The 24991-nt window shown below is 70.2% G+C and carries 19 protein-coding genes; 11 read left to right on the top strand and 8 right to left on the bottom strand.

Annotation, left to right across the window (positions count from 1 at the left end; genetic code table 11):
- From ACRDSK_RS17110 to ACRDSK_RS17095, 4 genes are all read left to right on the top strand, one after another.
- The coding region (locus tag ACRDSK_RS17110) for a tetratricopeptide repeat protein (protein ID WP_431442039.1) at nucleotides 1–655 on the top strand (655 nt) is incomplete at its 5' end.
- A 225-nt stretch (nucleotides 656–880) separates the two neighbouring features.
- A complete protein-coding gene (locus ACRDSK_RS17105) occupies nucleotides 881–1924 on the top strand; it encodes a DUF1214 domain-containing protein (RefSeq protein WP_431442038.1) in 1044 nt (347 codons plus the stop codon).
- Nucleotides 1921–3048 (top strand): sulfotransferase family protein, encoded by a 1128-nt coding sequence (locus ACRDSK_RS17100; protein ID WP_431442037.1) that lies wholly within the window; start codon nucleotides 1921–1923, stop codon nucleotides 3046–3048. Before ACRDSK_RS17105 ends, ACRDSK_RS17100 begins: the two co-directional genes overlap by 4 nt.
- On the top strand, nucleotides 3045–3818 hold the full coding sequence (locus ACRDSK_RS17095) for an SDR family oxidoreductase (RefSeq protein WP_431442036.1): 774 nt from the start codon (nucleotides 3045–3047) through the stop codon (nucleotides 3816–3818). The genes ACRDSK_RS17100 and ACRDSK_RS17095 overlap by 4 nt, the downstream gene beginning before the upstream one ends.
- A 132-nt stretch (nucleotides 3819–3950) precedes the next feature.
- Here ACRDSK_RS17095 and ACRDSK_RS17090 read toward each other — a convergent pair whose 3' ends face one another.
- Complete coding sequence (locus tag ACRDSK_RS17090) at nucleotides 3951–4412, bottom strand: DNA polymerase ligase N-terminal domain-containing protein (RefSeq protein WP_431442035.1); 462 nt, start codon at nucleotides 4410–4412, stop codon at nucleotides 3951–3953.
- A gap of 256 nt (nucleotides 4413–4668) precedes the next feature.
- Here ACRDSK_RS17090 and ACRDSK_RS17085 point away from each other — a divergent pair, with 256 nt between their 5' ends.
- Genes ACRDSK_RS17085 through ACRDSK_RS17075 form a run of 3 tightly spaced genes read left to right on the top strand, consistent with a single transcriptional unit; the run spans nucleotide 4669 to nucleotide 7872 of the window.
- A complete protein-coding gene (locus ACRDSK_RS17085; RefSeq protein ID WP_431442034.1) occupies nucleotides 4669–5517 on the top strand; it encodes an alpha/beta fold hydrolase in 849 nt (282 codons plus the stop codon).
- 23 nt (nucleotides 5518–5540) lie between these two features.
- Nucleotides 5541–6809 (top strand): esterase/lipase family protein, encoded by a 1269-nt coding sequence (locus ACRDSK_RS17080; protein WP_431442033.1) that lies wholly within the window; start codon nucleotides 5541–5543, stop codon nucleotides 6807–6809.
- A 13-nt stretch (nucleotides 6810–6822) separates the two neighbouring features.
- A complete protein-coding gene (locus ACRDSK_RS17075) occupies nucleotides 6823–7872 on the top strand; it encodes an alpha/beta fold hydrolase (protein ID WP_431442032.1) in 1050 nt (349 codons plus the stop codon).
- Nucleotides 7873–7876: 4 nt separating this feature from the next.
- Here ACRDSK_RS17075 and ACRDSK_RS17070 read toward each other — a convergent pair whose 3' ends face one another.
- Both ACRDSK_RS17070 and ACRDSK_RS17065 read right to left on the bottom strand, forming a co-directional pair.
- Nucleotides 7877–10690 carry a helix-turn-helix transcriptional regulator gene (locus ACRDSK_RS17070; protein ID WP_431442031.1) on the bottom strand — a complete coding sequence of 938 codons (2814 nt, stop codon included), beginning with the start codon at nucleotides 10688–10690 and terminating at the stop codon, nucleotides 7877–7879.
- A 418-nt stretch (nucleotides 10691–11108) separates the two neighbouring features.
- Complete coding sequence (locus ACRDSK_RS17065; protein WP_431442030.1) at nucleotides 11109–11417, bottom strand: hypothetical protein; 309 nt, start codon at nucleotides 11415–11417, stop codon at nucleotides 11109–11111.
- An 884-nt stretch (nucleotides 11418–12301) separates the two neighbouring features.
- On the opposite strand from ACRDSK_RS17065, the gene ACRDSK_RS17060 reads away from it, so the two are divergent.
- On the top strand, nucleotides 12302–12691 hold the full coding sequence (locus ACRDSK_RS17060; RefSeq protein WP_431442029.1) for a hypothetical protein: 390 nt from the start codon (nucleotides 12302–12304) through the stop codon (nucleotides 12689–12691).
- A 116-nt stretch (nucleotides 12692–12807) separates the two neighbouring features.
- Here ACRDSK_RS17060 and ACRDSK_RS17055 read toward each other — a convergent pair whose 3' ends face one another.
- Entirely contained in the window at nucleotides 12808–14661 is a 1854-nt protein-coding gene (locus tag ACRDSK_RS17055) for an ABC transporter ATP-binding protein (RefSeq protein WP_431442028.1), read from the bottom strand.
- Nucleotides 14662–14663: 2 nt separating this feature from the next.
- Nucleotides 14664–16397 (bottom strand): ABC transporter ATP-binding protein, encoded by a 1734-nt coding sequence (locus ACRDSK_RS17050; RefSeq protein WP_431442027.1) that lies wholly within the window; start codon nucleotides 16395–16397, stop codon nucleotides 14664–14666.
- Between the two features lie 171 nt (nucleotides 16398–16568).
- Here ACRDSK_RS17050 and ACRDSK_RS17045 point away from each other — a divergent pair, with 171 nt between their 5' ends.
- Nucleotides 16569–17159: a TetR/AcrR family transcriptional regulator gene (locus ACRDSK_RS17045; protein WP_431442026.1), complete on the top strand. Its 591-nt coding sequence runs from the start codon at nucleotides 16569–16571 to the stop codon at nucleotides 17157–17159.
- Here ACRDSK_RS17045 and ACRDSK_RS17040 read toward each other — a convergent pair.
- Entirely contained in the window at nucleotides 17126–17770 is a 645-nt protein-coding gene (locus tag ACRDSK_RS17040) for a TetR/AcrR family transcriptional regulator (protein WP_431442025.1), read from the bottom strand. The genes ACRDSK_RS17045 and ACRDSK_RS17040 overlap by 34 nt on opposite strands.
- Before the next feature lie 235 nt (nucleotides 17771–18005).
- On the opposite strand from ACRDSK_RS17040, the gene ACRDSK_RS17035 reads away from it, so the two are divergent.
- Nucleotides 18006–18704, top strand: a complete 699-nt coding sequence (locus ACRDSK_RS17035; protein WP_431442024.1) for an alpha/beta hydrolase — start codon at nucleotides 18006–18008, stop codon at nucleotides 18702–18704.
- Here the strand turns inward: ACRDSK_RS17035 and ACRDSK_RS17030 are convergent.
- Nucleotides 18682–21831: an ATP-binding protein gene (locus ACRDSK_RS17030; protein WP_431442023.1), complete on the bottom strand. Its 3150-nt coding sequence runs from the start codon at nucleotides 21829–21831 to the stop codon at nucleotides 18682–18684. The genes ACRDSK_RS17035 and ACRDSK_RS17030 overlap by 23 nt on opposite strands.
- A gap of 212 nt (nucleotides 21832–22043) precedes the next feature.
- Nucleotides 22044–24173, bottom strand: a complete 2130-nt coding sequence (locus ACRDSK_RS17025) for an acyltransferase family protein (protein ID WP_431442022.1) — start codon at nucleotides 24171–24173, stop codon at nucleotides 22044–22046.
- A gap of 124 nt (nucleotides 24174–24297) precedes the next feature.
- Between ACRDSK_RS17025 and ACRDSK_RS17020 the strand changes: the two genes are divergently transcribed.
- Nucleotides 24298–24849 (top strand): SigE family RNA polymerase sigma factor, encoded by a 552-nt coding sequence (locus ACRDSK_RS17020; protein WP_431442021.1) that lies wholly within the window; start codon nucleotides 24298–24300, stop codon nucleotides 24847–24849.
- Nucleotides 24850–24991: the final 142 nt, after the last annotated feature.

Genomic DNA, 24991 nt, shown 5'->3' with positions numbered 1-24991 from the left:
GGCCGAGGCCGATCCCGCCGCCTACCTCCCCAACCTCGCCGCAAGCCTGAACAACCTCGGCAGCCAGTTGGCGGAGGCTGGGGACAAGCAGGCGGCCCTGGCGCCGGTCCGCGAAGCGGTTGAGCGTTACCGGGCGCTGGCCGAGGCCGATCCCGCCGCCTACCTCCACAACCTCGCCGCAAGCCTGAACAACCTCGGCAGCCAGTTGGCGGAGGCTGGGGACAAGCAGGCGGCCCTGGCATCGGCTCGCGAAGCGGTCACGATCCGGCGTGCGCTGGCCGAGGCCGATCCCGCCGCCTACCTCCCCAACCTCGCCGCAAGCCTGAACAACCTCGGCAGCCGGTTGGCGGAGGCTGGGGACAAGCAGGCGGCCCTGGCATCGGCTCGCGAAGCGGTCACGATCCGGCGTGCGCTGGCCGAGGCCGATCCCGCCGCCTACCTCCCCGACCTCGCGATGAGCCTGTGGGCGCTGGCCTGGGGACAGACACACGACGGACCAAAATCAAGCGCCCTGGCAGAAGCCCTCGATGCCAGCGAGGCCGCCTGCCAACTCTACAAACGCCTTTCCGAGGCCTGGCCAGACGGGTTCGGCGATTTGCTGAACGCGGCTAGAGCAACCCGAGACACAGTGAGGCGACTGCTCGAAGGCAACTGACAACAGCCCTGCGACCGTGCTGAGCTGTCATCAGGCACGCTGGTCACGGTTATGTCACCAAATAGCTATTTGCTTAGGCTGGAAAGCGGGGGCCCCGCGCGTTCGAAGCCACCGCCGCGCCGCCTACCCACCACCTCCTTGCCAACCGCCGCCGCAGACGTGGTCCCTGGCGCGGGCCTCACCGAATCTGGTAGAACCTGTTCTAGTTCACCCCGGGGAGGCGAGATGGATCCCAGCGCGTGGAGCGAGTTCTGCCGGGCCCTGGAGAAGGCCGGCGAGGTCATCCTGCGGCCCGCCGCCCCCGATACGCCCCTCGACCGGGCCGAGGGCTATCGCTACCTCACCCGGCTGCTGCGCGAGATGCTCTACACCACCGTCGAGAACGCCGACCCGGACTTCCCGCGCCTGCACCAGCTCGACCTGACCAAGATCGGCGCCGACAACCCCGACAACGTCTACCTCACCGCCACCGTCCGCGGCGACCGGACCTACCGGCTCACCGGCACCCGCGGCTCGATCTCCTACTTCAGCGTCGGCTCCAAGGCCAACCGGTACGCCAAGGACGGCACCATGGCCTCCACCGGCGAACTGTCCGATCAGGACATCGCGGTCGCGCCGGACGGGACCGTCGAGATCTTCGTCAGCGCCGACCGACACGTTGGGAACTGGTTGCCCCTCGCCGCGGACTCGACCAGTCTCGTCATCCGGCAGACCTACCTCGACCGCACCGCCGAGACGCCCGGCGAGTGGCGGATCGAGCGCATCGGCGGGCCGGCGCAACAGCAGCCGCTCGATCCCGAGTTCATGGCCAAGGCCCTGCGTCGCGCGGCGCTGGCCGTGCACGGCACCGCGGCCACCTTCGCCGGCTGGACCGAGATGTTCATGCGGCACCCCAACGAGCTCGTCGACTTCGGGCAGGACATGTTCCAGCGCGCCGGCGGCGACCCGGAGATCCACTACCTGCACGGCTACTGGACGCTGCGCCCCGGCGAGGCGTGGGTCATCGAGACCGACGTGCCGGACTGTCCATATTGGAACTTCCAGCTCGACAACTGGTGGATGGAGTCGCTCGACCACGCCCGCCGGATCACCGTCAACAAGCACACCGCGACGCTCGACGAGGGGAAGCTGACGATCGTCGTCGCCGAGCGGGATCCCGGGTGGGGCAACTGGATCGACACCGCCGGGCACACCAGTGGCACGGCGCTCCTGCGTTGGCTCGGCGCCAAGTCCCATCCCGTCCCGAGCTGCAAGGTGATCCAGCCGTGATCCGCGTCGACGATCTTCTCCATACCGCCAGAGAGCGGACCGGGCTGACCGACTACGGCGACGAGTGGTTCACCGAACCGTTGAAGGTCCTCGTCGAGGCGCTCAACACCGAGGCCCGGCTGAGCGAGCTCGGTCTCGCGCTGACCCGCCGACGGCTCGCCGCGCTGCTCGCCGACCGACTTCGGCTCAGAGCACTCAGAAAACAACATCCCGATATCGAAGACGTCGACGTCACCGTCGCCGCCGAGATCTGCGGGCTGCCGCGCACCGGATCCACGCTGCTGCACCGGTTGCTCGCCGCCTCGCCGGGGCTGACCTCGACGCTGTCCTGGGAGACGTCCTACCCGCTCCCCTTCCCCGGCGAAGGCCCCGACGCCGCGGAACGCAAGCGCCGGGCCCGCGAACGCGCGAGGCTCTTCCTCGACATGTCGCCCGACTTCGCCGACATCCACACGATCGAGTGGGACGGGCCCGAGGAGGACGTGATCCTGCTCGACCGCACGTTCGTCTCGATGAGCTTCGACTCCTTCTACGCCATCCCGTTCTACGGCACCTGGCTCCGCGAGACCGACCAGGCGCCGGCCTACCGCGAGCTGCGCGAGTGGCTGCAGGTGTTGCAGTGGCAGAACCCCGCCCGGCGGAACGAGGAATGGGTGCTCAAGTCGCCGCACCACCTCACCGCGGTCGGCACCGTGCTCGAGACGTTCCCGACCTGCAAGATCGTCATGACGCACCGGTCGCCGGTCAGTGCCGTGCCCTCGTACGCCTCGATGGTCTGCTCGATCGGCCGCCAGTACAGCGACGACGTCGACCCCACGGAGCGCGGGCCGTACTGGAGCGAGCGGTTCGCCGCCACCCTGCGCGCGTTCGCCGGCGTGCGGAGCACGTGGCCGGAGCGGTTCGTCGACGTGCGGTACGACGCGATGGTCGCCGACCCGGTCGGGCAGGTGTGTCGGGTGCTCGGCGAGCTCGGCCGCACACCGGACCCGGCCGCGCTGGAGTCCTATCTGGACCGCAACCGCGGACAGCGGCACGGCTCGCACTCCTACACGCCGGCCGACTTCGGGTTGTCCGCGGCGCAACTGGAGCGCGACTTCGCCTTCTACTCGGAGGAGTACCTGTGATCCTCGACGGTGCGGTCGTCGTCGTCTCCGGCGTCGGGCCCGGGCTGGGCGCCAAGCTCGCCCTGCGCGCGGCGCGCGAGGGCGCGAGGGTCGTCATGGCCGCGCGCTCGACGGGCGTGATGTCCACAGTGGAGAAGGAGGTCGCGGCTGCGGGCGGCGAGGCGGTCGGGGTCGCGTGCGACGTGCGCCGGCCGGACGAGGTCGCCGAGGTGGTGCGGACGGCGGTGGACCGGTTCGGCAAGGTGACCGGGCTGGTCAACTCCGCGTACTCGCACCCGGGCTTCACCGACCTGCTGGACACGCCGGACAAGCAGCTGCGCCGGTCGCTCGACATCATCCTGCACGGCGCGCTCGGGATGACCCTCGCGGTCGTGCCGCACATGCCGGCCGGCGGCTCGATCGTCAACGTCGGCACGATGTCGACCCGCAAGCCCCTGCGCGGCGAGGGCGGGTACGCGGTGGCGAAGGCCGCGATGGCGTGCGCGACGCAGTACCTCGCGCTGGAGCTCGGCGAGCGCGGGATCCGGGTCAACCAGGCGGTCATGGGCTGGCTCGACGGACCGGGCGTGCGGTTCTACCTGACGATGACCGCATCGCAGCGCGGGGTGAGCGAGCAGGACGTGTACGACGAGATCGCCGCCCGCAGCCCGCTGGGCCGCATCCCGACCGACGAGGCCTGCGCGGGCGCGGTGCTGTTCCTGCTGTCCAGCCTGGCCACCGAGGTGACCGGCGCGGTACTAGACGTAAACGGCGGCGAACACATGCAGTAGCCGCCTCCCCGGAATTCAAAGTGTTGGTTGCGTTCCAGCGGATGGTGCGGATGCGCGGTTGATTATGGCTGGGTGCCGTCACGGTCCCCTGAGGTTCCGTCGGCAGTCGGTCGTCGACTCGAACACGCTCCGTCAACCCGCGGCTACCTCTTCGTTGGTGCGGCCCGTCTTCACCGACCGCGGCAGCGTCTCGGGATCCCAGCCTCGGACGGCGTGCTCGTCGTTCTTGTGGATCAGCAGCCAGTTCTTCGGGTCCCGGCGGACCAGCACGAACCGGCCGGCCAGCTTCTCGCCCCACAGGTCGAAGTGCAGCTCGCCGTCGGCCACCGCGCGCACCGGGTCGGGCGTCTTCGCGGCCGCCCAGCTACCCCAGTCCCAGACGATCGCGTCCCCGCGGCCGTAGTCGCCGCCGATCACGCCCTCGAAGTCGTAGTAGTCGAGGTCGTGGTCGTCCACGTGCACGGCCAGCACCCGGACCGCCGGATCGAGCGTCGGCCCCTTGGGCACGGCCCAGCTCGCGAGCACGCCGCCCATCTCGAGCCGCAGGTCGTAGTGCAACCGTCGGGCTCGATGCCGGTGCACGACGAACCTCATGCCCCATCCTTACCGCGTTTCCCGGGCGCCGGTGTAACGACCCGGGCGCCGGCCGCGATTGGCCGTGTGTCCCCGTAGTGCTGACGGACCCCCGACCTGGCAGCACTGCGGGGATGCTTTTTGTCGCCTCGACGAGGCGCCATGTGGCCCGGCCACATGAGCCGCCACCCCGAGGTGTCGGGCGGCCACCTTGCCGGTCGGACGCGCGTTGGCCACCGTATGACCGGCTCCCAGTGTCGTGCCGCGGAGGTGGTCCATGCCCGCCAGTCCGACCGATCTCCGCGCGCCGTTCGACGTCGGCGTCCCGGTGGCGGGTGGCGAGCTGACCGTCGCGCTGTGGGGCGAGCTCGGCACGGCGCCGCCGGTGCTCGCGATCCACGGGCTCACCGCGTCGAGCCGGGCCTGGCTCGAGACGGCGACCCGGCTGCCCGGCCCGGTGATCGCCCCTGACCTGCGTGGACGGGGCGGCAGCGGCGAGATTCCCGGCCCGTTCGGCATGGCCGCCCATGCGGCGGACTGCGTCGCGGTGCTCGACGGGCTCGGGGTCGACCGGGCGGTGGTCGTCGGACACTCGATGGGCGGCTTCGTGGCCTCCGTGCTGGCCCACCGGCATCCGTCGCGGGTGGCAGGACTCGTGCTCGTGGACGGCGGCGCGCCGCTGCCGCCGCCGGACGGCGACCCCGAGGCGCTGCTCGGCCCGGCCGCGCGCCGGCTGGACATGCGGTTCCCCTCGCCCGAGGCCTACCGCGACTTCTGGCGCGCGCACCCGTCGTTCGCGCAGTGGTCGCCGGCCGTCGAGGGCTACGTCGACTACGACCTGACCGGCGCCGGCGAACAGCTGCGCAGCCGGGTCTCGGCCGAGGCGATGCGCGCCGACTTCCTCGACCTGCACACCGGCGCGGCCGGGCGGGACGCGTTCGCCGCGCTGCCGGACGGCGTGCCGTTCGTGCGGGCCGAACGCGGCATGCTCGACCAGCCCACCGCGCTCTACCCCGACCTCGACGCGCTGTCCCGGCTGAAGGTCACGACCGTGCCGGGCACGAACCACTACTCGATCCTGTTCAGCGACGCCGGCGTCTCCGCCGTGGTCGCGTCGCTGTCCTGACCGTCTCGACGAGGAGACATCCCATGCGCCGACTCCGCTACCTCGCCGCCGCGGGGTCAGTCACCGCGCTCGTTACCGCCGGCGTGGTCGTGCTCGGGGGTTCCGCCGACGCGGCCGAGCCCGCCTACCTGACCAAGGAGGCGACGTACTCGAGCGTCGCCAACGGCTGGGCACAGGTCGACCGCTACCGCGACACGACCGCGGGCTTCGCCGACGAGCAGTACCCGCCGGACGGGCGCGGCGACCAGGACGGGCAACGCAAGTCGTTCTTCGACAACGTCGCGCGCCCGTCGTCGTCGCGGTTCCTGCTGTACTCCGCGCCCGGGTGGGACACCGGCGCGAAGACCACGCCGGTGCTGCTCGTCCACGGCGCCAACGACAACCCCGACCGGGCGTGGGCGAACCCGAACGAGTCCGGCGGGTTCGGCTGCGGCTCGGCGACCTGCCCGTCGACCGGGCTGATGCAGCAGCTCCAGTCGCGCGGCCACCGAGTGTTCGCGATCGGCTTCGCGCACAAGCAGGGCGACAACCTGCAGCAGGCGCAGCAGGTCGGCGACGCGATCGCGATCATCAAGGCGCGGCTCGGGGTCGGTCAGGTCGACGTGGTCGGCTGGAGCAAGGGGATGATGTCGGCGCGGATGTACGTGTCGTCGGTGAAACCGTCGTGGGGCCGGTCCTACGCGGGCGACGTGCGCAAGCTCGTCCTGCTGGGCGGCCCGAACGGCGGCTACGACTACCCGTTCGCGCACGGCTGGGCGCACGACTACTCGATCTGGCCGGAGTGCGGCGGGGCGGTCAACGCGCCGAGCCCGCACACGCGGATGACCTGCTTCGGCTCGCTCACACACCATCCGGAGCTGTCGATCACACCGACCGGCGGCTTCGACACCTTTCCCGGTCAGCGGCAGATGCTGGCGCGGTGGGACGGCGTGTTCGGCGTGAACACGACGACGCAGGACTGGCACACGACCTACTACGGCGGGCGGGGCTTCTACACCGACGGCCCCGGCATCCAGGCCGCGATCGACGCGGGTTCGCTGATCTCGCGGATCCGTAGCGCCCCAACGCCTTCCGGCGTACCGGTGTACCTGCTGGCCGGCGGCTCGCCGTCGATCGTCGGGATCTGGAACGAGACCCGCGGTCCTTCGGACGGCGTCGTTTTCGTCCAAAGTGCACTCTCCACGACCGGAATCTCGAACGTCGGGGCCACGACGCTGATCGCGTCGGCGAACCACCTCCAGCTCGGCTGGGCCACGTCGGTCTCGTCCACCGTGGCCGGCTGGCTGTCCTGAAAGGACTTATCGCATGTCCAACCTCCTCGACGGAGTCACCGCGAGCGCCGTGCCCACGGATCGGCTTCGCGTGAACGTCCTGTCCGTGCGCGAGTCCGGGGTGCCGGTGCTGTTCGTGCACGGCAACGTGTCCTCGTCGCTGTTCTGGCAGTCGACGATGCTCGCCCTGCCCTCGGAGTATCGGCCGCTGGCGGTGGACCTGCGCGGCTTCGGCGACACCGAGCCGCTGCCCGTCGACGCGACCCGAGGCGTGCGCGACTACTCGGACGATGTTCTCGCGCTGCTCGACTCGCTCTCCCTGGGTTCCGTGCACCTGGTCGGGTGGAGCATGGGTGGCGGGGTGGTGCTGCAGCTGTTGCGCGACCGGCCGTCCCTGGTGCGGACGGTGACCTTGGTGGCGCCGGTGTCGCCGTACGGCTTCGGCGGGACCCGCGACGCCTCGGGCACGCTCGTCGGTTCTGCCGGCGCCTGCTCAGGCGGCGGGGGCGGCAACCCCGATTTCGTGGCGGCGCTGGCGGCCGGTGACCGGTCGACGGACTCGCCGCTGTCGCCGCGGCAGGTGCTGCGGTCGTTCTACGTGAAGCCGCCGTTCGTGCCGGAGCACGAGGACATCTTCGTGGAGTCGATGCTGTCGACCCGCACCGGCGAGGACCACTACCCGGGCGACAGCACGCCCTCGTCCGGCTGGCCGGGCGTGGCGGCAGGTGGTCGAGGTGTGCTGAACACGATGGCGCCGAACCACTTCCGCCTCGACGACCTCCACGAGGTCGACCCGAAGCCCCCGATCCGCTGGATCCGCGGCGACGCCGACCAGATCGTGTCGGACGCGTCGATGTTCGACCTGGCGAACCTGGGCGCGCTGGGTGCCCTGCCGGACTGGCCGGGCGCCGAGACCCATCCGCCGCAGCCGATGATCGCCCAGACGCGGGCCGTGCTGGACCGCTACGCCGCGGCGGGCGGCACCTACGACGAGCTCGTCATCGCGGACGCCGGCCACTCCCCGCACATCGAGAAGCCGACCGAGTTCACGGCCGCGTTGAGGGAGATCCTCGCCAAGGGCTAGCTGCTCAGGTCGGGACCTTGTCCTGTTCGGCGGCCTCGCGGGCGATGTCGATGCGGGAGCGCACGCCCAGCTTGGCGAGGATGTGCGACACGTGCGTGCCGACCGTGCGCGGGGACAGCACCAGCTGCTCGGCGATCTGCGGGTTGGACATCCCGCCCGCGACCATGCCGGCGATCTTGGACTCGGTCGGCGTCAGGCTGTTCCAGCCGACTCGGGCCTGCCGGTGCTTCGCGCGTGGGCCGCGCCGGATGCCGTACTGGCGCAGCTGCGCGCGCAGGTGGGCGAGGTCCCAGTGCGCGCCGAGCCCGTCGTAGACGTCGTCGGCGCGGGTGAAGGCCGTTCGCGCGGCACCGCGGTCGCCCCGGTCGGCGAGCTTCACCGCAGCGGCCTCCAGCGCGCGGGCCCGCAGCAGCGGCAGGCCGGCGTCGCTGTACTTCTCCGCCGCGTCCTGCAGCAGCGAGGGGTCGCCGTCGAGCAGGCCCTGGCAGTACGCGGCGGTGGCGAGCCGGTGCGGCACCTGCGACCGGCGGGCGAGCGTGGCCGCCTGCTCGGCGATGTCGACCGCGGCGCTGATCGCGTTGGTGTTCGCGGCCAGGCGCGCCGCCTCGGGGAGCAGGTCCTCCATCTCGTCGAGCTCCTCGGCGTGGCTCGTGACCCCCGCGGTGAGCACGGCGAGCGCCTCGTCCGGGTCGTCGGCGAGCTCGTGGTCCAGGCTGCGCGCGAGGGTCAGCGAGGCGACCACCCGGTTGCCGATCTTGTCCGCGCTCGGCTCGGCCATGCTCAGATGCTGCCGCGCGGTAGCCGGATCCCCACGATGGAAGGCGATCGTCGCCGCGATCCCGCGGTCGCAGCAGGTCACGCTGGGGTCCTTGAACTCGTCGGACAGCGTCTCGACCTCGGCCTGCGCGTCATCCCACCGGCCGACCTCGAACAACAGCGTGCCGAGCGCACTCTGCGCCTGCGCGAGTCGCACCAGGCTGCCGGCGTGGTCGGCGCGCTCGCGCACCTGCTCCGCCGCATGCAACGCCTCGTCGTACCGATCGAGATCCCCCAGCGCGACGGCCTGGTTGACCTGCAACAACAACCCGAGATCGGTGAGGGTGGAATCGTCCCCGACCACCGTCAGCGCCCGTTCGAACAACGGCAAGGCGGCCGCGACGTCGCCGCGCATCATCGACGTGATGATCAGGACGTGCAAGGCCCAGCCGACCGCCCACCGGTCACCGGTCTGCTCGCCGGTCGCCAGCGCCTCCTCGGCGACCTTGCCCGCCACGATGACCTCACCCAGATCGCGCCGGGCCCGTGCGGTCATCACCAGCAGGCGGGCTCGGTGTCTCCGCGACATCCCGGGTCGCGCGAGGGCCTCCTCCAGTTCCTCGAACGCCTTGTCGGCCCGCCCGATCAGGGCCTGGCACTGGGAAACCGTGCTGTGCAGGTCGACGAGCCGGTCGGAGTCGTTGACCACGACCATGGCCCGGGTTGCGACCTCCTCGGCACCAGCGCGGTCACCGCTGCGGAACAGGGCGTCGGCGAGCCGGCACGCGAGGTTCGCGCCGCGCGCGGTGGTCGCCGGGGATCGCCCCGTCGCCTGCCTCAACAGGTTGATCGCCGTCTTCGGCGCCTGGGCGACGAGCGTGGGAGCGGCGTCGACGAGCCAGTCCAGCAGCGACTCGTCCAGCGGCCCCGCGCCGGGTGAGCTGTAGGCGTGCAGCAGCTGCCGGGCGACGCGTTGGTGTGGTGCGCCGGCCTCCGCGAGTGCGCGCGCAGCGTCCAGATGCCATGCCGGCCGGACGGCGTCCGCGATGTCGTCGTAGAGCGCGGTCCGAATGAGTGGGTGGCGAAAAGCGAGCCGTTCGCGGGCTTCCTTGAGCACTCCGGCGGCGCGAGCCTCGTCGAGCGCGGGCACGAGCTCGGCGATCCGGCTGCCCATCACGATGGCCAGGTCCGAGACCAGGAAGTCCACGCCGAGCAGTGCCGCGCCCTGCAGCACGGTGCGAACCTCTTTTGGCAAGAAGTCGAGCCGGTGGGCGATCGCGGCGAGCAGCGAGTCGGGCACCGGACCTTCGGTCACCTCGAGGAGGCCGGCCTCACCGACCGTCAGGCGCTGCGAACGGGCGAGGGCGTCCATCAACTCGGTCACGTAGAGCGGGTTTCCCGCCGCGTCGTCAGCGAGCCGGAGCAGTTCCTCGCCCGGCTTGCCGTCGGAGATCGTCGTTACGAGGTCGGCGATCGCCTTGCCCGGCAGACCGCCGAGGCTGATGACCCGGTTCTCGGCGACCACGCGCCGTACGGCGAGGAGCTCGTCGCGATGCGGGATCGGCCTGACGACACCGATCAGCAACAGGTCCACACGGTCGACCGTGCGCGCGAGCCATTCCCAGACGCTGATGGTGGCGACGTCCGCCCACTGAAGGTCGTCGACGACGAGAACTGTGGGGGCCGCGCTGCAGAGCTCCGAGATCAACGTGATCATCTGCTCGGACGCCGCGACAGTCGGATCGGCCGCGCTGGTGAGCTCCCCGCGGAGGAGCCGCAGGATGGTTTCCAGCCGCGGCTCGCCTTCCCGGTCCCGTAAGGCATCCAGCAACGGCTGCAACGGCAGCGCCTGCCCGAGCTCGTCGCCTTCCGCCCAGAAGCCCTGGAATCCGCGTTGCTCCGCGAACGTGATCGCCGCGCGCGCAAGAGAGGATTTGCCGATACCGGGCTCGCCCTCGATCAAGAGAGCCCGCCCGGTGCCGGCACCGAGATCAACAATCCATTCGTAGAGTCGGGCGAGTTCCGCATCGCGGCCGACGAGTGCTGTCGCATCACCCGACATACCTCGACAGTATGCGGTGACCCTGGCGCGAGCATCGGCCATCCGGGTGCCTTACCACTGCGCGTGCATATGCACGGAGTCACCTGAGAAGCAGAGACATGTCTGTTAGCTGTTTGTTACTAAGAGTGCTTGGTCAATTACGAGGTCTTATGTCATAGTTTTGTTGACCCAATAGCTTGGGCCACCTCTCCACCCACATCGGGAATGGGCATGCCAACCCGCGTGAATATCTGACCCTTTGTTGCGATTCGGGAGGCCAGAGATGAGACTCGCGCGATGGATCACCGCCTTTGTTGGTTCGATTCTATTGCTTCTTGCGGCGGTTGGCACTGCCTCGGCCGGTCAGGATATGACGTACAACATGACGTACAACAGTATCCAGGAGATGACCTACAACTAATGGACGGAATTGAGCCTGTTAGCGGCCACTTCCGCTATGGCTCAGAATCTTGTCCAGCGCCAGCGTCCGTGGCCGCAGGTTTACACAGTCGTCGATGGCCCCACCATCGTCACTGTGGCCTGCGGCGCGGTACGCCGCTCGGTTCTGTAGCGCGTGGCCCAGGTCGACGAGCCGGCCGCCAAGGCTGTGCTCGTCACCTGTGGCCACTTGCTCTCGTCGGCCGGCGTCGGCGTCGAGAAGCCTGAGCACGAACCTGGCGATCTGGTTGTTCACGCTGGCCAGCTCTGCGACGAGTACCAACTCGTCGTGCCAGTCCGGAGCGGTCACCACTTCACCCCACGACCTCTGTCGTCTCGTTGCGATCTCCAAATGTTGGACTCAGCAAGCCTCCTTGCATCACGTCCCGGAGACATCGGTCAACTGACCGATGTCGTAGACGTGTGCGTCCTGCCGTGTTCAGCGGCTCGGAGCCCCTCCAGGAGCGCTCGCGGGCCTCGGCCGACGCTTGCGACGTCCTGTGCGGCTCTGGCAAAAGTCGCCGCCCGAACTGATGGAGAATCGTGACCGCCGGGGTCTTCGCTTTCTTCGATTTCCAGTCTAGGCCTCGAGAAGTACCTTTAGGTACGCGGCGGGTCGGATCATGTCGCGATCCCGGTCGAACCGGGTCGGCGGGAGGAAATTGAAGGGCAAGCTCCAGGCTGCGGGAGTACCCCACGAGGTCCACAGTGAGGTCTCGTCGCATTTCCCAGGATCCCGCAGACTTGTTTTCAATTTATTGGAGACCCGCTCGGGGAGATATACGGGAACGCCGCCTCTCGACGCGAAATTCTCCTGTCGAATCGGCGACTCGACGGCAAATTTCCCGTGATCTATAAATGAGGGTTATGAAGATGGTTACTCTTCGTAACCGGCGACCCTTGGCCACTATTGCCAGGCCGTCAAAAGGACGACCTAGGAAGTAAAGCATACGTGTCAAGTGCACTGGCGGATGCACATGCGATTGACCATTGGTGTTTCTCGAATCCGTTCATGATCCGTGCGGAGTGGGTACTCCCAACCCCATGAAGCCTGTACGCGTTCGACGTCTTGTCCTTGTGGCAACGCTTTGCGCGCTGCCCGCCTTCGTCGGCTGTACGGCCACCGGTGAACAGGCCGGACCGCAGAACACGGAGTCGACCCAGACCACGTCGACCTCCTCACCCGCCACGACTGTGTCGCTTCGGGGTGAATGTCTCGATGTCGCGGACAAGGCTCGGGTCCTGCTCACCGAGGCGGGACGGCTCGCCACCGGGGACGGGACCATCGAGCAGGTTCGTGCCGCGGCCGGCGGGCTGTCCGACTCGTTCGAGGACGCGCGCACGGCGCTCGGGCCCGACGCTGAGGCGGACCTCGACACCGCCGGCCAGGCGTTGCAGCGAGTGCAGGACGTGCTGACGACGCAGCCGGTCGACAACGCCGAGCTGCGCGCGGCCGCCAACGACTTCGTGGCCGCACTGACCAACGCGGCCGCGGTCTGCGCGCCCGGGGCGCCGACCGCGCCGACCACGGGCACCGCGCCCGACACCACGGACACGACCCCCGAGCCGACGCCCACGTCCTGACACAGACGACCCCTGCCGAGCATGATTGGGCGCAAACGATCGCATCCGGCGCGGTGCTCGGCCCGTGGGTGCGCGCCGTCCTGGGATGCGCCTGCTTCGGGCTGGTGCCCTACCTCCTAGCCGGCCGACGTGAACTGGGCTGAGTACAGGCGGTGGTACGCGCCCTGCGCGGCCAACAACTCCTGGTGCGTGCCCTGCTCCACGATGCGGCCCGACTCCATCACCAGGATCAGGTCCGCGTCGCGAATGGTCGACAGGCGGTGCGCGATGACGAAGCTCGTCCGGGACGAGCGCAGTGCCGCCATCGCGTGCTGCACCAACGACTCCGTACGCGTGTCCACGGAGCTGGTCGCCTCGTCGAGGATCAGCAGCGACGGGCGCGCCAGGAACGCCCGCGCGATCGTCAGCAGCTGCTTCTCCCCCGCCGACACGTTCGTGCCCTCCTCGTCGATCACCGTGTCGTAGCCGTCCGGCAGGGTGCGCACGAAGTGGTCCACGTGCGTCGCCTGCGCGGCCTCGATGATCTCCGACTCGGTCGCCTGCGGCCGGCCGTACGCGATGTTGTCCCGGATGGTTCCGCCGAACAGCCACGTGTCCTGCAGCACCATCCCGGTCTGCGACCGCAGGTCCTCCCGCCGCAGCGCGGTGATGTCGACACCGTCGAGCGTGATCCGGCCCGCGTCGAGCTCGTAGAACCGCATGATCAGGTTGACCAGCGTCGTCTTCCCCGCGCCGGTCGGGCCGACGATCGCGACCGTCTGGCCCGGCTCGGCGACCAGCGACAGGTTCTCGATCAGCGGCTGCTCCGGCCGATACGAGAACGACACATTCTCGAACTCGACCCGGCCCCGCCGCGTCGCCGGCAGCGAGGCATCGGCCGGGTCCTCGGACTGCTCCTCCGCGTCCAGCAGGTCGAACACCCGCTCGGCCGACGCGACGCCGGACTGCATCAGGTTCGCCATCGACGCCACCTGGGTCAGCGGTTGGGTGAACTGCCGCGAGTACTGGATGAACGCCTGCACCTCGCCCAGCGTCATCGTGCCCGACGTGATCCGCAGCCCACCGACCACCGCCACCACGACATAGCTCAGGTTCGACAGGAACATCATCGACGGCATGATCAGCCCGGAGATGAACTGCGCGCCCCGGGCCGCCTCGAACAGGTCGTCGTTGCGCCGGGTGAACTCGGCCTCGGACTCCCGCTGCCGGCCGAACGCCTTCACCAGCTGGTGTCCGGTGAACGCCTCCTCGATGTGCGCGTTCAGCACGCCGGTGTTCTTCCACTGCGCGATGAACCGCTTCTGCGCCCGCTTGCCGATCCGCGCGGTGATGTACACCGACAACGGGATCACCGCGAACGCGATGAGCGACAGCAGCGGTGAGATGGTCAGCATCATCACCAGCACGCCGATGACGGTCAGCAGCGAGGTGAGCAGCTGGCTCAGCGTCTGCTGCAACGTCGTCGAGATGTTGTCGATGTCGTTGGTGACGCGGGAGAGCAGCTCGCCGCGGGGCTGGCCGTCGAAGTAGCGCAACGGAAGCCGGTGCAGCTTGTGCTCGACGTCCTCGCGCAGGCGGTACACCACCCGCTGCACCACACCGTTCAGCAGCAGCCCCTGGATCCAGCCGAACACCGACGAGGCCAGGTACAACCCGAGCACCCAGCCCAGCACGCCGGCGAGCGCGGAGAAGTCGACACCCGCACCGGGGACTCCGCCCATCCGCTCGAGCACGCCGTCGAAGATGATGTCCGTGGCGTGGCCCAGGATCTTCGGCCCCGCAACCGCGAAGCCGACGCTGATCACGGCGAGCACCACGACGACGGCGAACGTGAACCGCTCCGGACGCAGGCGCCGCGCCATGCGCTTCGCCGACGGGCCGAAGTCCTTCGCCTTCTCCACGGGCATGTTCATGCCGGGGAAGCGCGGGCCGGCACCACCCGCCGGCCGGGCAGACGTCTGCGTACTCATCCTCACGCCACCTGCTCCGGGGCCAGCTGGGACTCGACGATCTCGACGTAGGTCGGGCACGTGCCCATCAGCTCGCGATGCGTGCCGAGGCCGACCACGGATCCCTTGTCCAGCACCACGATCTGGTCGGCGTCGAGAATCGTGGTCACCCGCTGGGCGACCACGATGACCGCCGCGCGCTCGACGTGCGGTCGCAGCGCCGCGCGCAGAGCCGCATCCGTCGCGAGGTCCAGCGCGGAGAACGAGTCGTCGAACAGGTAGATCTCCGGCTTGCGCACCAGCGCCCGCGCGATCGACAGCCGCTGCCGTTGTCCCCCGGACACGTTGGTGCCGCCCTGGGCGATCGCTGCCTCCAGCCCGTCGGGCATGTCCTCGACGAAGTCGCGCGCCTGCGCGATCTCCAGGGCCTCCCACAGCTCCTCGTCGGTGGCGTCCGGGTTGCCGTAGCGCAGGTTGCTCGCCACGGTGCCGGTGAACAGGTAGGCGCGCTGAGGGACCAGGCCGATCCGCGTGCACAGCACGTCCGGGTCGAGCTCGCGCACGTCGACGCCGTCCACGAGCACCTCGCCGCCGGTGACGTCGATCAGCCGCGGGATCAGCGAGAGCAGCGTCGACTTGCCCGAACCGGTGCTGCCGACGATCGCGGTGGTACGCCCCGCCTCGGCGCGGAAGGAGACGTCGCGCAGCACCGGGTCCACCGCGCCGGGGTAGCGGAACTCGACGCCGCGCAGCTCCACGTCGGCGTGCCGGGTGAGCTCGCGCACCGGCGCGCGGGGCGGGACCACCGACGGCTCGGTCTCGAGCACCTCCAGGATCCGCTCGGCGCAGACCGCGGCGCGCGGGATCATCATCGAGATGAACGTCGCCATCATCACCGACATCAGGATCTGCAACAGATAGTTGAGGAACGCGGTCAGCGCGCCGATCTGCATCGCGCCGGCGTCGACCCGGTGCGCGCCGAACCACAGGACCGCGACGCTGGACGCGTTCAGGATCAGCATCACGACCGGGAAGATCATCGCCTGCAGCCGCCCGACGCGCAGGGCCGTGTCCGTGAGCGCGGTGTTGGCGTCGGCGAACCGGCGGGTCTCGGCGGGCTCACGGACGAACGCCCGGACCACCCGGATGCCGGTCAGCTGCTCGCGCAGGACCCGGTTGACCTGGTCGATGCGCTCCTGCATGAGCCGGAACTGCGGCACCATCCGGACCACGATCAGGCCGATCGAGATCACCAGTGCCGGCACGCACACCAGCAGCAGCCAGGACAGCCCCACGTCCTCGCGCAGCGCCATGATCACGCCTGCCACGCACATGATCGGCGCGGTCACGAACATCGTGCACACCATCGCCACCAGCAGCTGCACCTGCTGGACGTCGTTGGTGGTGCGGGTGATCAGCGACGGCGGGCCGAAGTTGGCCACCTCGCGGGCGGAGAACCCGCCGACCTGGTGGAAGATCGCGGACCGGACGTCGCGGCCGAAGGCCATCGCGGTGCGGGCGCCGAAGTAGACCGCGCCCACCGAGCAGACGATCTGGATCGTCGTGACCATGAGCATCCACCCCCCGGTGGACACGATGTAGCCGGTGTCGCCGCGCGCGATGCCGAAGTCGATGATGTCGGCGTTGAGGCTGGGCAGGTACAACGTGGCGATGGTGCCGATGAGCTGCAGCACGACCACGGCCGTCAGCTCGGCGCGATAGGCGCGCAGGTAGGTACGGAGTAGGCGCGTGAGCACCGGGGTCCCCCTTGAAGAAACGACAAGTATCTAACATCGTGTAATCTAGACGAGCGCCATAAGAAACGCAACGTATTCTAAAGGTAAAGAAGACCATGTGAGCGAGCTTGCGAGCGAACCAATGTCACAGGGCGACCGCGAGCGGCCGGGCCGAGCCTGCGAGGCGCGGTCGTGAGCGAAACCAAGTCCCGCCGCCGCGGCGCGGCACTGGAACAGGCCATCCTGGAAGCGGCCTGGGCCGAGCTGAATGCCGTCGGTTACGCCGCGCTCACCATCGAGGCGGTCGCCGCGCGCGCCGGCACGAGCAAGCCGGTCATCTATCGGCGCTGGTCGAGCAAGGCGGAGCTGGTGCTGACCGCGTGGGGCAGCCGGGCGCCGATGCCGACGAGGCGGATCGACACCGGCGCGCTGCGGTCGGACCTCATCTCGATGTTCGAGCGCATCGCCCGGCGGGCGGAGGGCACGATGAGCGAGGCGATCGCCGGGGTGATGGGCGAGGCCTTCCGGCAGCCGGAGGTCGCCGCGCTGCTGCGCGACCGGCTGCGGACCGCGCCGCTCACCGGCTGGGTCAGCGCGATCGTCGAGCGAGCGGCCGCGCGCGGCGAGCTGCCACACGTCGAGGTGCCGCCGCGGGTGGGCCGGCTCCCCCTGGACCTGATCCGCAGCGAGACGACGCTCGGCGAGGTCCCCATCACCGACGAGACGATCGCGGAGCTCGTGGACGAGATCTACCTCCCCCTGCTGCGCGGCTTGGGCGGTTGACCCGCCTGAAGCGCGCGCTCGAAGAACGTCATGAGGTCGGCACCGTAGCCGTCGATGTCGAGGTCCGGGTAGGCGATCGCGTAGGTCGGCATCGCCTCGATCGTGGCCCTGATCATCATTGCCATCGAGCGCGTGTCGAACTCACCGAACTCGTGCGCCTCCTGGCCTCGCCGCAGGATGTCCACGAGCTGCGCGATGGCGGCCTCCTGCAGGTTGCGGTCGTGCACCAGCCGGGGCCGGCCCTCCTCGTCGGTGATGTGGTCGCCGATCGCGTACAGGACGCGAATCCCGCGCGGGTTGATGTGCAGCGACTCCACGAACGCCTCGACGTAGGCCCGCAGCTGCGCGCGCGGGGTCTCGGCGAGCCGGATGCGGGACATGATCAGCTCCGTGCCCGCCGTCAGCACGTGCGTGAACACCGCCTCGATGAGCTCGTCGCGGTTGGCGAAGTGGTAGAAGATCGCGCCCTTCGTGATGCCGGCCCGGCGGGCGATCTCGGCGAGCGACGCCTTCTGGTACCCGACGTCGTCGATCGCGTCGATCGTGCACTCGATGAGCTGCGCGCGCCGGGCGATGTCGACGAACGTTCGCTCACCTTTCGGGCTTCGCACCCAGCCCCGTCCCCGCCGAGCCGAGCCCCGAGAGCGCTCGCCTGGTCAAGCGCATGTCGGGCAACCGGAAACTTCAGGCACGCATGCGGCCGCGCGGGATGAGCCTGCGAATCAACCGCTTCGCCATGCAGATGTTCGGCCAGGCGTGGCGTCGCCGAAAGGCGCGCGGGAACATCGCTTCGGCGACGTACGCGGTCGCCTTGTATCTACTTCGGACACTGACGCGGCACGTGGTGTGCTGCTCTGGGTACACGGCGGCGGCTTCGTGGCCGGCACGCCACGCATGGACCAGCACGGCGCCGCCGGGTACGGCAAGCAGATCGGCATCCCGGCGTTCGTGCCGCGGTATCGCCGGGCACCCGAGCACACCTTCCCGGCGGCCTCCGACGACGTGCTGGCCGCGTACAAAGGCCTGCTGTCGGAGGGTTTCGCGGCGCCGGACATCCGGATGGCCGGGATTTCGGCCGGTGGCGCGCTTGTCGCCGGACTGCTCGGCGACATCGACCGGGAAGGGCTGCCGATGCCGGGCGCGGTGCTGCTGCTCTCTCCGGTGCTGGACCTGACCGCGGCCACCATCCGCCGCACGGACGCGACCACGCGGGACCCGATGCTCTCGCCAGACTTCATCGAGCGGACCAACCTCGTCTACGCGAACGGCACTCCGTTCACGCACCCGAGGCTGGACATTCTCGGCGCGGACATGAGCCACTGGCCGCCGATCCTGGTGCAAACCGGCGGCCTCGAGTGCATCTCCGGCGACGCGGAACTGCTCGGGTCCCGGATGCGCGCCGCGGGCGCCCCCTGCGAGGTCCAGCTGTGGCCGGGCCAGATCCACGGCTTCCAGTTCTTCAAGACCCCCGAGGGCAGGGCGTCCATCGACTACGCGACGAGGTTCCTCGCGGATCGCCCGGTCACCAGGCGCGGTGTGGCTTGAACCGGGTGACCGTGCGGGCGAGAGACTCCCTGGCGGTGACCATCCACTGCGGCACGTTCGCGCGTTCGGCCATCTCGCGCGCCTTGCGGTAGTGCGCGTTCGCCGTCTGGAGCTGGCCGAGGCGCCAGGCCAGGTCGCCCAGTAGCTGGGCGATCGGCAGCAGCACGGTGTAGCCGCCGGTGTCGTCGCCGGCCACCTCGTCGTCCAGCGGGCGCAGCCCGTTGTACGCCTCGACGATGCGGTCGTAGTCGTTCAGCGCCAGGCCGACCATGCCGCGCAGGGTCATGGCGATCTTGAACCGCATGTCCCGCGGGATCGGGTGCCGTGGCGCGGCCACCTCGCGGGCCTCGTCCACTCGCCCGGCCGCGTGCAGCGTGAGCGCGTACGCCTCGGCGCTCTGCTCGGGCATGCGGGCGTACGCCTGCTCGCACTGCGCGACGTGGTCGGCGAGCTTGCCCGTCCACAGCGCGAGCGCCAGCGTCGAGATCGGGAAGAAGCCCTGCGCGACCTCGCCGAAGCCCGCATGGTTCGTCAGCTCGTCCGCGTGCTGGTACGCCCGCTCGGCCTCGGCGAACCGGCCGCACACCATGTGCCGGACGCCGCGGTACCAGGCCGCCGCCGCCCCGGCGGAGACCAGGCCGTACGTCGTGGCCAGCCGTTCCAGCTCGGTGGTGTGCTCGTCCGCCCGAGCGAAGTACCCCTGCGCGCACGCGCACCGGACGAGCGCCTGCCGGCCCACGGCCTCGACCGCGATGAGTCCGTTCACGCGCCCGAGCTTGAGCAGCTCGTACCCGATCCGCTCGCGCTCGGCGACCGTGGAAGTCCAGTAGCAGCGCCGGAAGCGGGCGTTGAGCGCGGTCGCCAGCAGTGCCGGGTCACCCAGCTGCCTGGCCAGCACCACCGCATCCACCGCGGCCGACTCGCCGCGCGGGTCCGGCGCCTGCTCCAGCTCGATCGCCAGGCTCGCCAGCATTCGGCAGCGCAGCTCCCGGGCCGCCGGGGGCAGCTTGTACAAGGTGCGGTCGATCAGGTCGACGAGCTCCACCGGCACCTCGCCCGTCGGATGCTGCGGAGACAGGTCGTGCGCGGTGTAGGCGACAATCACCCGCGCGATCAGCTCGGGATCGCCGAGGCCGACCACCTCAGCGAGGGTGTCGTCGCGCAACGCGCGGGCCGAGATCCGCTCGCCCGCGACGGACAGCGTGCGGATCGTCCCGATCACGAGCTCGAGCCGGCCGCGCACGGTGGCACCGGGCGCGTGCGCGTAGGACAACACCGCCTGCTGCCAGAGTGCGGCCGCCTCCCGGTGCGCGTAGCGGCCCTCCGCCTGCTCGGCCGCGAGCCGCAGGTACCGCGCCGCCTTCGCCGCTGCGACGGGCGCCTGCGCGGCGTCGAAGTGGTGTGCGAGCGCCACCGCGTCCCCCGGCCGCTGCCGCTCCATCGCTTCGCCGACTCTGGCGTGCAGGACGGTTCGGCGCAGCCGGGAGATGTCGTTGTAGAGCGTGTCCCGCACCAGGGCGTGGGCGAACCGCAGCGAGCGCGTCGGGGTGTGCGGCTCGTCGAGGATGCCCGCCCTCAGCGCGGCGTCGAGGCACTCGATCAGCTCGTCCTCGGCCATGCCGGTCACCGCGGACAGCACGTCGAGGGTGAAGTCCCGGCCGATGACCGCCGCGTGGTGCAGCACCGACTGCGCGGCCGTGGACAGCCGGCCCACCCGGCGGCGCACGATGTGCCGCACGCTCGGCGGCACCTCGCCGACCGCCGCGTGCTCGCCGTCGGTCGCCAACAGCCGGGCGATCTCCCGGATGAAGAACGGGTTCCCCTCGGTGCGCCGCGCGATCGCGGCCACCGTCTGGTCCGCGAGCGTCTGCGTGCACAGCTCGTCGATCAGCTCGGCCACCGCCCCGGTGTCCAGCCCGCACAGCATGACGTGCTCAGGCCCGAGCCGGGCGAGCGTCGCGAGCGTCTCGGCGAGCTGCTCGTCGACGTCGGTCGGCCGGTAGGTGGCGAGCAGCAGGACCGGCTCGCCCAGCAGGTCGTCGGCCAGATGCGCGAGCAGCGCCAGCACCTCGCCGTCCGCGTGGTGCAGGTCGTCGAGCACCACGAGCAGCGGGCTGCCGCGCGTCACCGCGGCGAGGTAGCGGCCGACCGCGGTGCGCAGCCGGTACCGCGCGGCCGGCACGTCCCCCGACCCGCGCAGTGTCACGTGGTCGTTGAGCAGCGGCGCCAGCTCCAGCGCGTGGTCGCGCGGCGGGAACCGGTCGACCAGCCCGCGCAGCACCTCGGTCCACGGCTGGCCCGCCGGGCTGCCCTCGCGCTCCGGGCAGTTGCCCCACGCGACGGTCCACCCGTCGGCCGCGAGCAGCCGGGCGATGGCGTCCGCGAGGGTGGACTTGCCGATTCCCGGTTCGCCGGATAACAGGGCCAACGTGAACCGGCCGGACTTCGCGGCCGCGGCGGCGCGGCGCAGTCGAGCCAATTCCTGGTCGCGGCCGAACAAACTCGGGTCGGAAGTCTCCCGCCACGGCGAGAATTTCCGATCTTGGGTACCGGCCGGTAGATGTATCCAGGCCGTCGTCGTGGTTTCCTTGACGGCCACCGGCACCGATCGGTAGGCCGCCGTATCGCAGACCCGGCTGTGCCGCACGACCTCGTCGAAGAACCACGACGAGGTGATCATCGCGAGCACTCCGGAGGATTCCGCGAGCGCGTCCTTCAACGGCGCGGAATCGAGCAGCCGGAATGCCAGGTTTATGGCCGCCGAGGTGACGCCGTGCTCGTCATAGTTGATCTCCCCGGCGTGCAGCCCCATGCGCAGCCGCACCTGCTCCGGCGCACGGTGACCGCGGTTGTGCCGCTGCAGCGCCGCGACCAGCGCACCGGGCAGGGCCTCGACGAACGGGGCCTTGGGCATCTCCGCCGGGGCCAGGATGAGCGCGCCGTCGCCGCGGTCCTCCTGCTCACAGTCCGCCCAGGAAATGCCGGCCGCTCCGAACGCCTGCGCCAGCGCGCGGTAGAGGCCGGTGCGCACCGCCAACTGATCCACGTTGTTCCGCCGGTGATCACCGAAGCCCACCACATCCACCACGAGGATGGTTCGATGCACCGCCGCCCGAGGACGTGTCATGAAACCTCGCGAACTTGCCAAATGGACAACGAACATGCCACTGAAATCAGCAAGGAAACCCGCGCCGCTACCCCCCAGATGGGACACGCCACCAATTCTTGCTAACCCACGTGTGTAACTGGCTCGGTACCCTACGGTCAGCCCGCACGAATTACCAGTGTTTACCAGTTGACAGCCGACGAAAGTATTCCCGTACGGCGTGTCCGGGTGACTCAACGACGGTCGATCGCGTCCTCGATCATCGGCCGCAGCGAGCGGCTGAACTCGCGGTTCAGGTGGTTGGCGTCGAAATACACCGCGACGTTGCCCACCACCGCGTAGCACCGGCGCGGGTCGCAGAAGTAGTCGGTCAGGTCCATCAGCGACACGCGGCGCAGGTCGGTCGCGCGCGTCGCCTCGACCAGTGGGTCCGGCGGCTGGGCGATCTCGCGGTCCACCGCGCACACCTTCGGGTCGGTCGGGTTGATCACCACGCAGTCGACCTCCCGGACCGCGCCGTTCAGCGGCGGGTCGGCCAGCACGACCACGCGGGCGCCGGCGTCGGTCCACTTCCGCCAGTACGTCTCGAGGCCGTCCTGGTACTGCTCGGCCTGCGACCGGCCGCTGCCGTCGTCGGCGAACTCCCTGCGGGCGTAGAAGGTCATCAGCACCGCGGCCGGCTCGTCCTCGGCGATCACGTCGGCCATCTCGGCGGTCCAGCGCATGCAGTCCTGCTCGCCCGTGCGGTCCGCGCCCGGCACGCGGTAGCCGGCGAACTGGATCGCCGCGAACGGGCAGCCACCCAGATAGCTCAGCTTGAGCACCCACCCCCGCTCGCGCGCGATGTCCAGCAGCGGGCTCTGCCACTGCTGGGCGTGCGAGTCGCCGACGAGCCAGACGACCCTCGGGTCCGGCCGGTCACCGCTGAAGTCGCAGATGACCGTTGTCCGCCTGCCGTTCAGCTCGTAGTCGTCGACGGAGCTGCAACCGTCGGTGAGCCGGTAGTACTCGTTGACCGGCCCCATCTCCACGACCTTCGCCGGCCCGAACCGGGACGCGCAGTCGTGGTCGGGGATCATCGCCGAGGCGCCGAGGCACGGCGGCGTCCGCTTCGCGACGATCGCGGCCTGCCGCTCGGCGGCCCGCTCGGCCTGGTCGACGCGCTGGCCGTAGGTCCAGGTCAGCGAGAGGGCTCCCGCGGCGAGCACGACCAAACAGGCCACCATCGCGACGAACGTGCGCTTCGTGCTGCGGGCGAGCGGCTGCCAGGTCCGGAAGCCGTCCTCCACGAGGTACTTCGACACGATGGCCAGCAGCAGGGCCGCGGCCAGCACGGCGAGCTGGTAGGGCAGCGTCATCCGGCCCGCCGGCAGCAGGTCGCCGAGCGCGAACGGCGCGAGCAGGATCAGCGGCCAGTGCCAAAGGTAGAGCGAGTAGCTGACGTCGCCCACGAGCTGCACCGGCCGGGAGGCGGTCACCACCGAGTGCCACTGTCCCTCGCCTCGGTTCCCGGCGACGATCACGAGCGCGGTGCCGACGGTCGGGACGAGGGCGAGGTAGCCGGGGAACGGGGTCTCGTGGTGGTAGAAGACCGCCGCCGCGACGATCATGGACAGGCCGGCCAGCGAGGCGTACCCGGCGGCCAGCCGGGGCAGGGCGAGCCGGGCGCCGGCGAGCGCGACGATCGCGCCGAGCGCGAACTCCCACACGCGGACCGGGGTGACGAAGTAGGCCTCGTTCGGCGAGTGCTCGGTCAGGTAGACGCTGTAGTACAGCGAGGCGCCGCCGACGAGGAACATGCCGACGAGCTGCGCGGCCCGGCGGCGAACCTTGAACAGCCCGAGCAGCAGCAGCGGCCAGAACAGGTAGAACTGCTCCTCGACCGACAGCGACCAGTAGTGCTGCACGAGGCTCGCCGAGGCGTCGGCCGCCGAGTAGTCGACCGACTGGACGGCCAGCAGCCAGTTCTCCCAGTAGGTGGCGCTGGCGAGGGCCTCCCACGCGGTCGCCTCCCAGCGCGGGTAGGGCAGCAGGTAGTAGGCCGCGACGAGACAGCAGCCCAGCACCAGCAGGGCCGCGGGCAGCAGCCGCCGGATGCGGCGGGCGTAGAACCGGCCGAGCCGAACCCGTGCGGTGGCGACGATCTCCCGGTGGAGGTGCGAGCTGATCAGGAACCCGGAGATGACGAAGAAGACGTCCACGCCCACGTAGCCGCCGGTGAGCCAGTCGGGCCAGATGTGGTTGGCCACCACCGCGAGCACGGCGATCGCCCGCAGCGCTTGGATGTCGGTGCGGAACCCACGCGAGGCGTGCTCGGTCACCGTCGCCGCCCGCTCGCGGCGCTGCTCAACAGCCGTGTTCACGCCTCGCCCAAACCCCCACCTCATCCGCCCCCCGGCCGGTTGAAGATTACCCGACGCGTTCGGACTGTGACTCAGCTCACCCTCGCCGCCGTCAACCTTCGACGACCGGGGGCGTGTTGAAGGCATGGGTCGACCGGTCATCCGCGCCAGGCCGCCCGCCGGTCCGCAACCCGGGCCCGGCGGCACGCCGCTCGTCGCGCTGCTCGAGCGGCAGTGGATGCCGCTGGTCCGGCTGGCGGCGCTGCTCGTGGGCGACGCCGACGCCGCGCCGGACGTCGTCCAGGACTGCTACGAGGCGGTCTGGCGGCTACAGCCGCGCGTCAGCGACCCCGAGCACTTCGTTGCGTACCTGCGAAAGGCCGTGCTCAACCGGTCCCGCTCGCGGCTGCGCCGGGTGCGCACCGTCAACCGCTTCCTGGCGCAGGCCCGGCCCGAGGACCCCGTGCCGCCCGCGGACCGCGCGCTGCTCGCGGCCGAGCGACACCGGGAGCTGCTCGACCGGGTCGACAAGCTGCCCGCCCGGCAGCGCGAGGTGATCGTGCTCCGCTACTACCTCGAGCTGTCCGAGGCCGAGACCGCCGAGACCATCGGCGTCTCGGTCGGCACGGTGAAGTCCTCCGCCCACCGCGCCATCGCCACGCTCCGCCGCACGCTGGAGGAACCCCATGACCAGTGACCTCGACCAGCGGCTGCGGGACGCGCTGCGCTCGCGTGCGGCGGAGGTGCCGCACTCCCCCATGCCTCCGCTCCCGGCGCCCGCGCGGCGTCCGCGCACCCACTGGCTGGTGCCGGTGGCCGCCGCTGCGGCGGTGATGGCC

This window comes from Actinophytocola sp. (assembly GCF_050699915.1).
In the GTDB taxonomy this organism is placed as follows: domain Bacteria; phylum Actinomycetota; class Actinomycetes; order Mycobacteriales; family Pseudonocardiaceae; genus Actinophytocola.
Note: the sequence above shows the minus strand (reverse complement) of the source record. Positions and strands in the feature narration are given on the sequence as shown.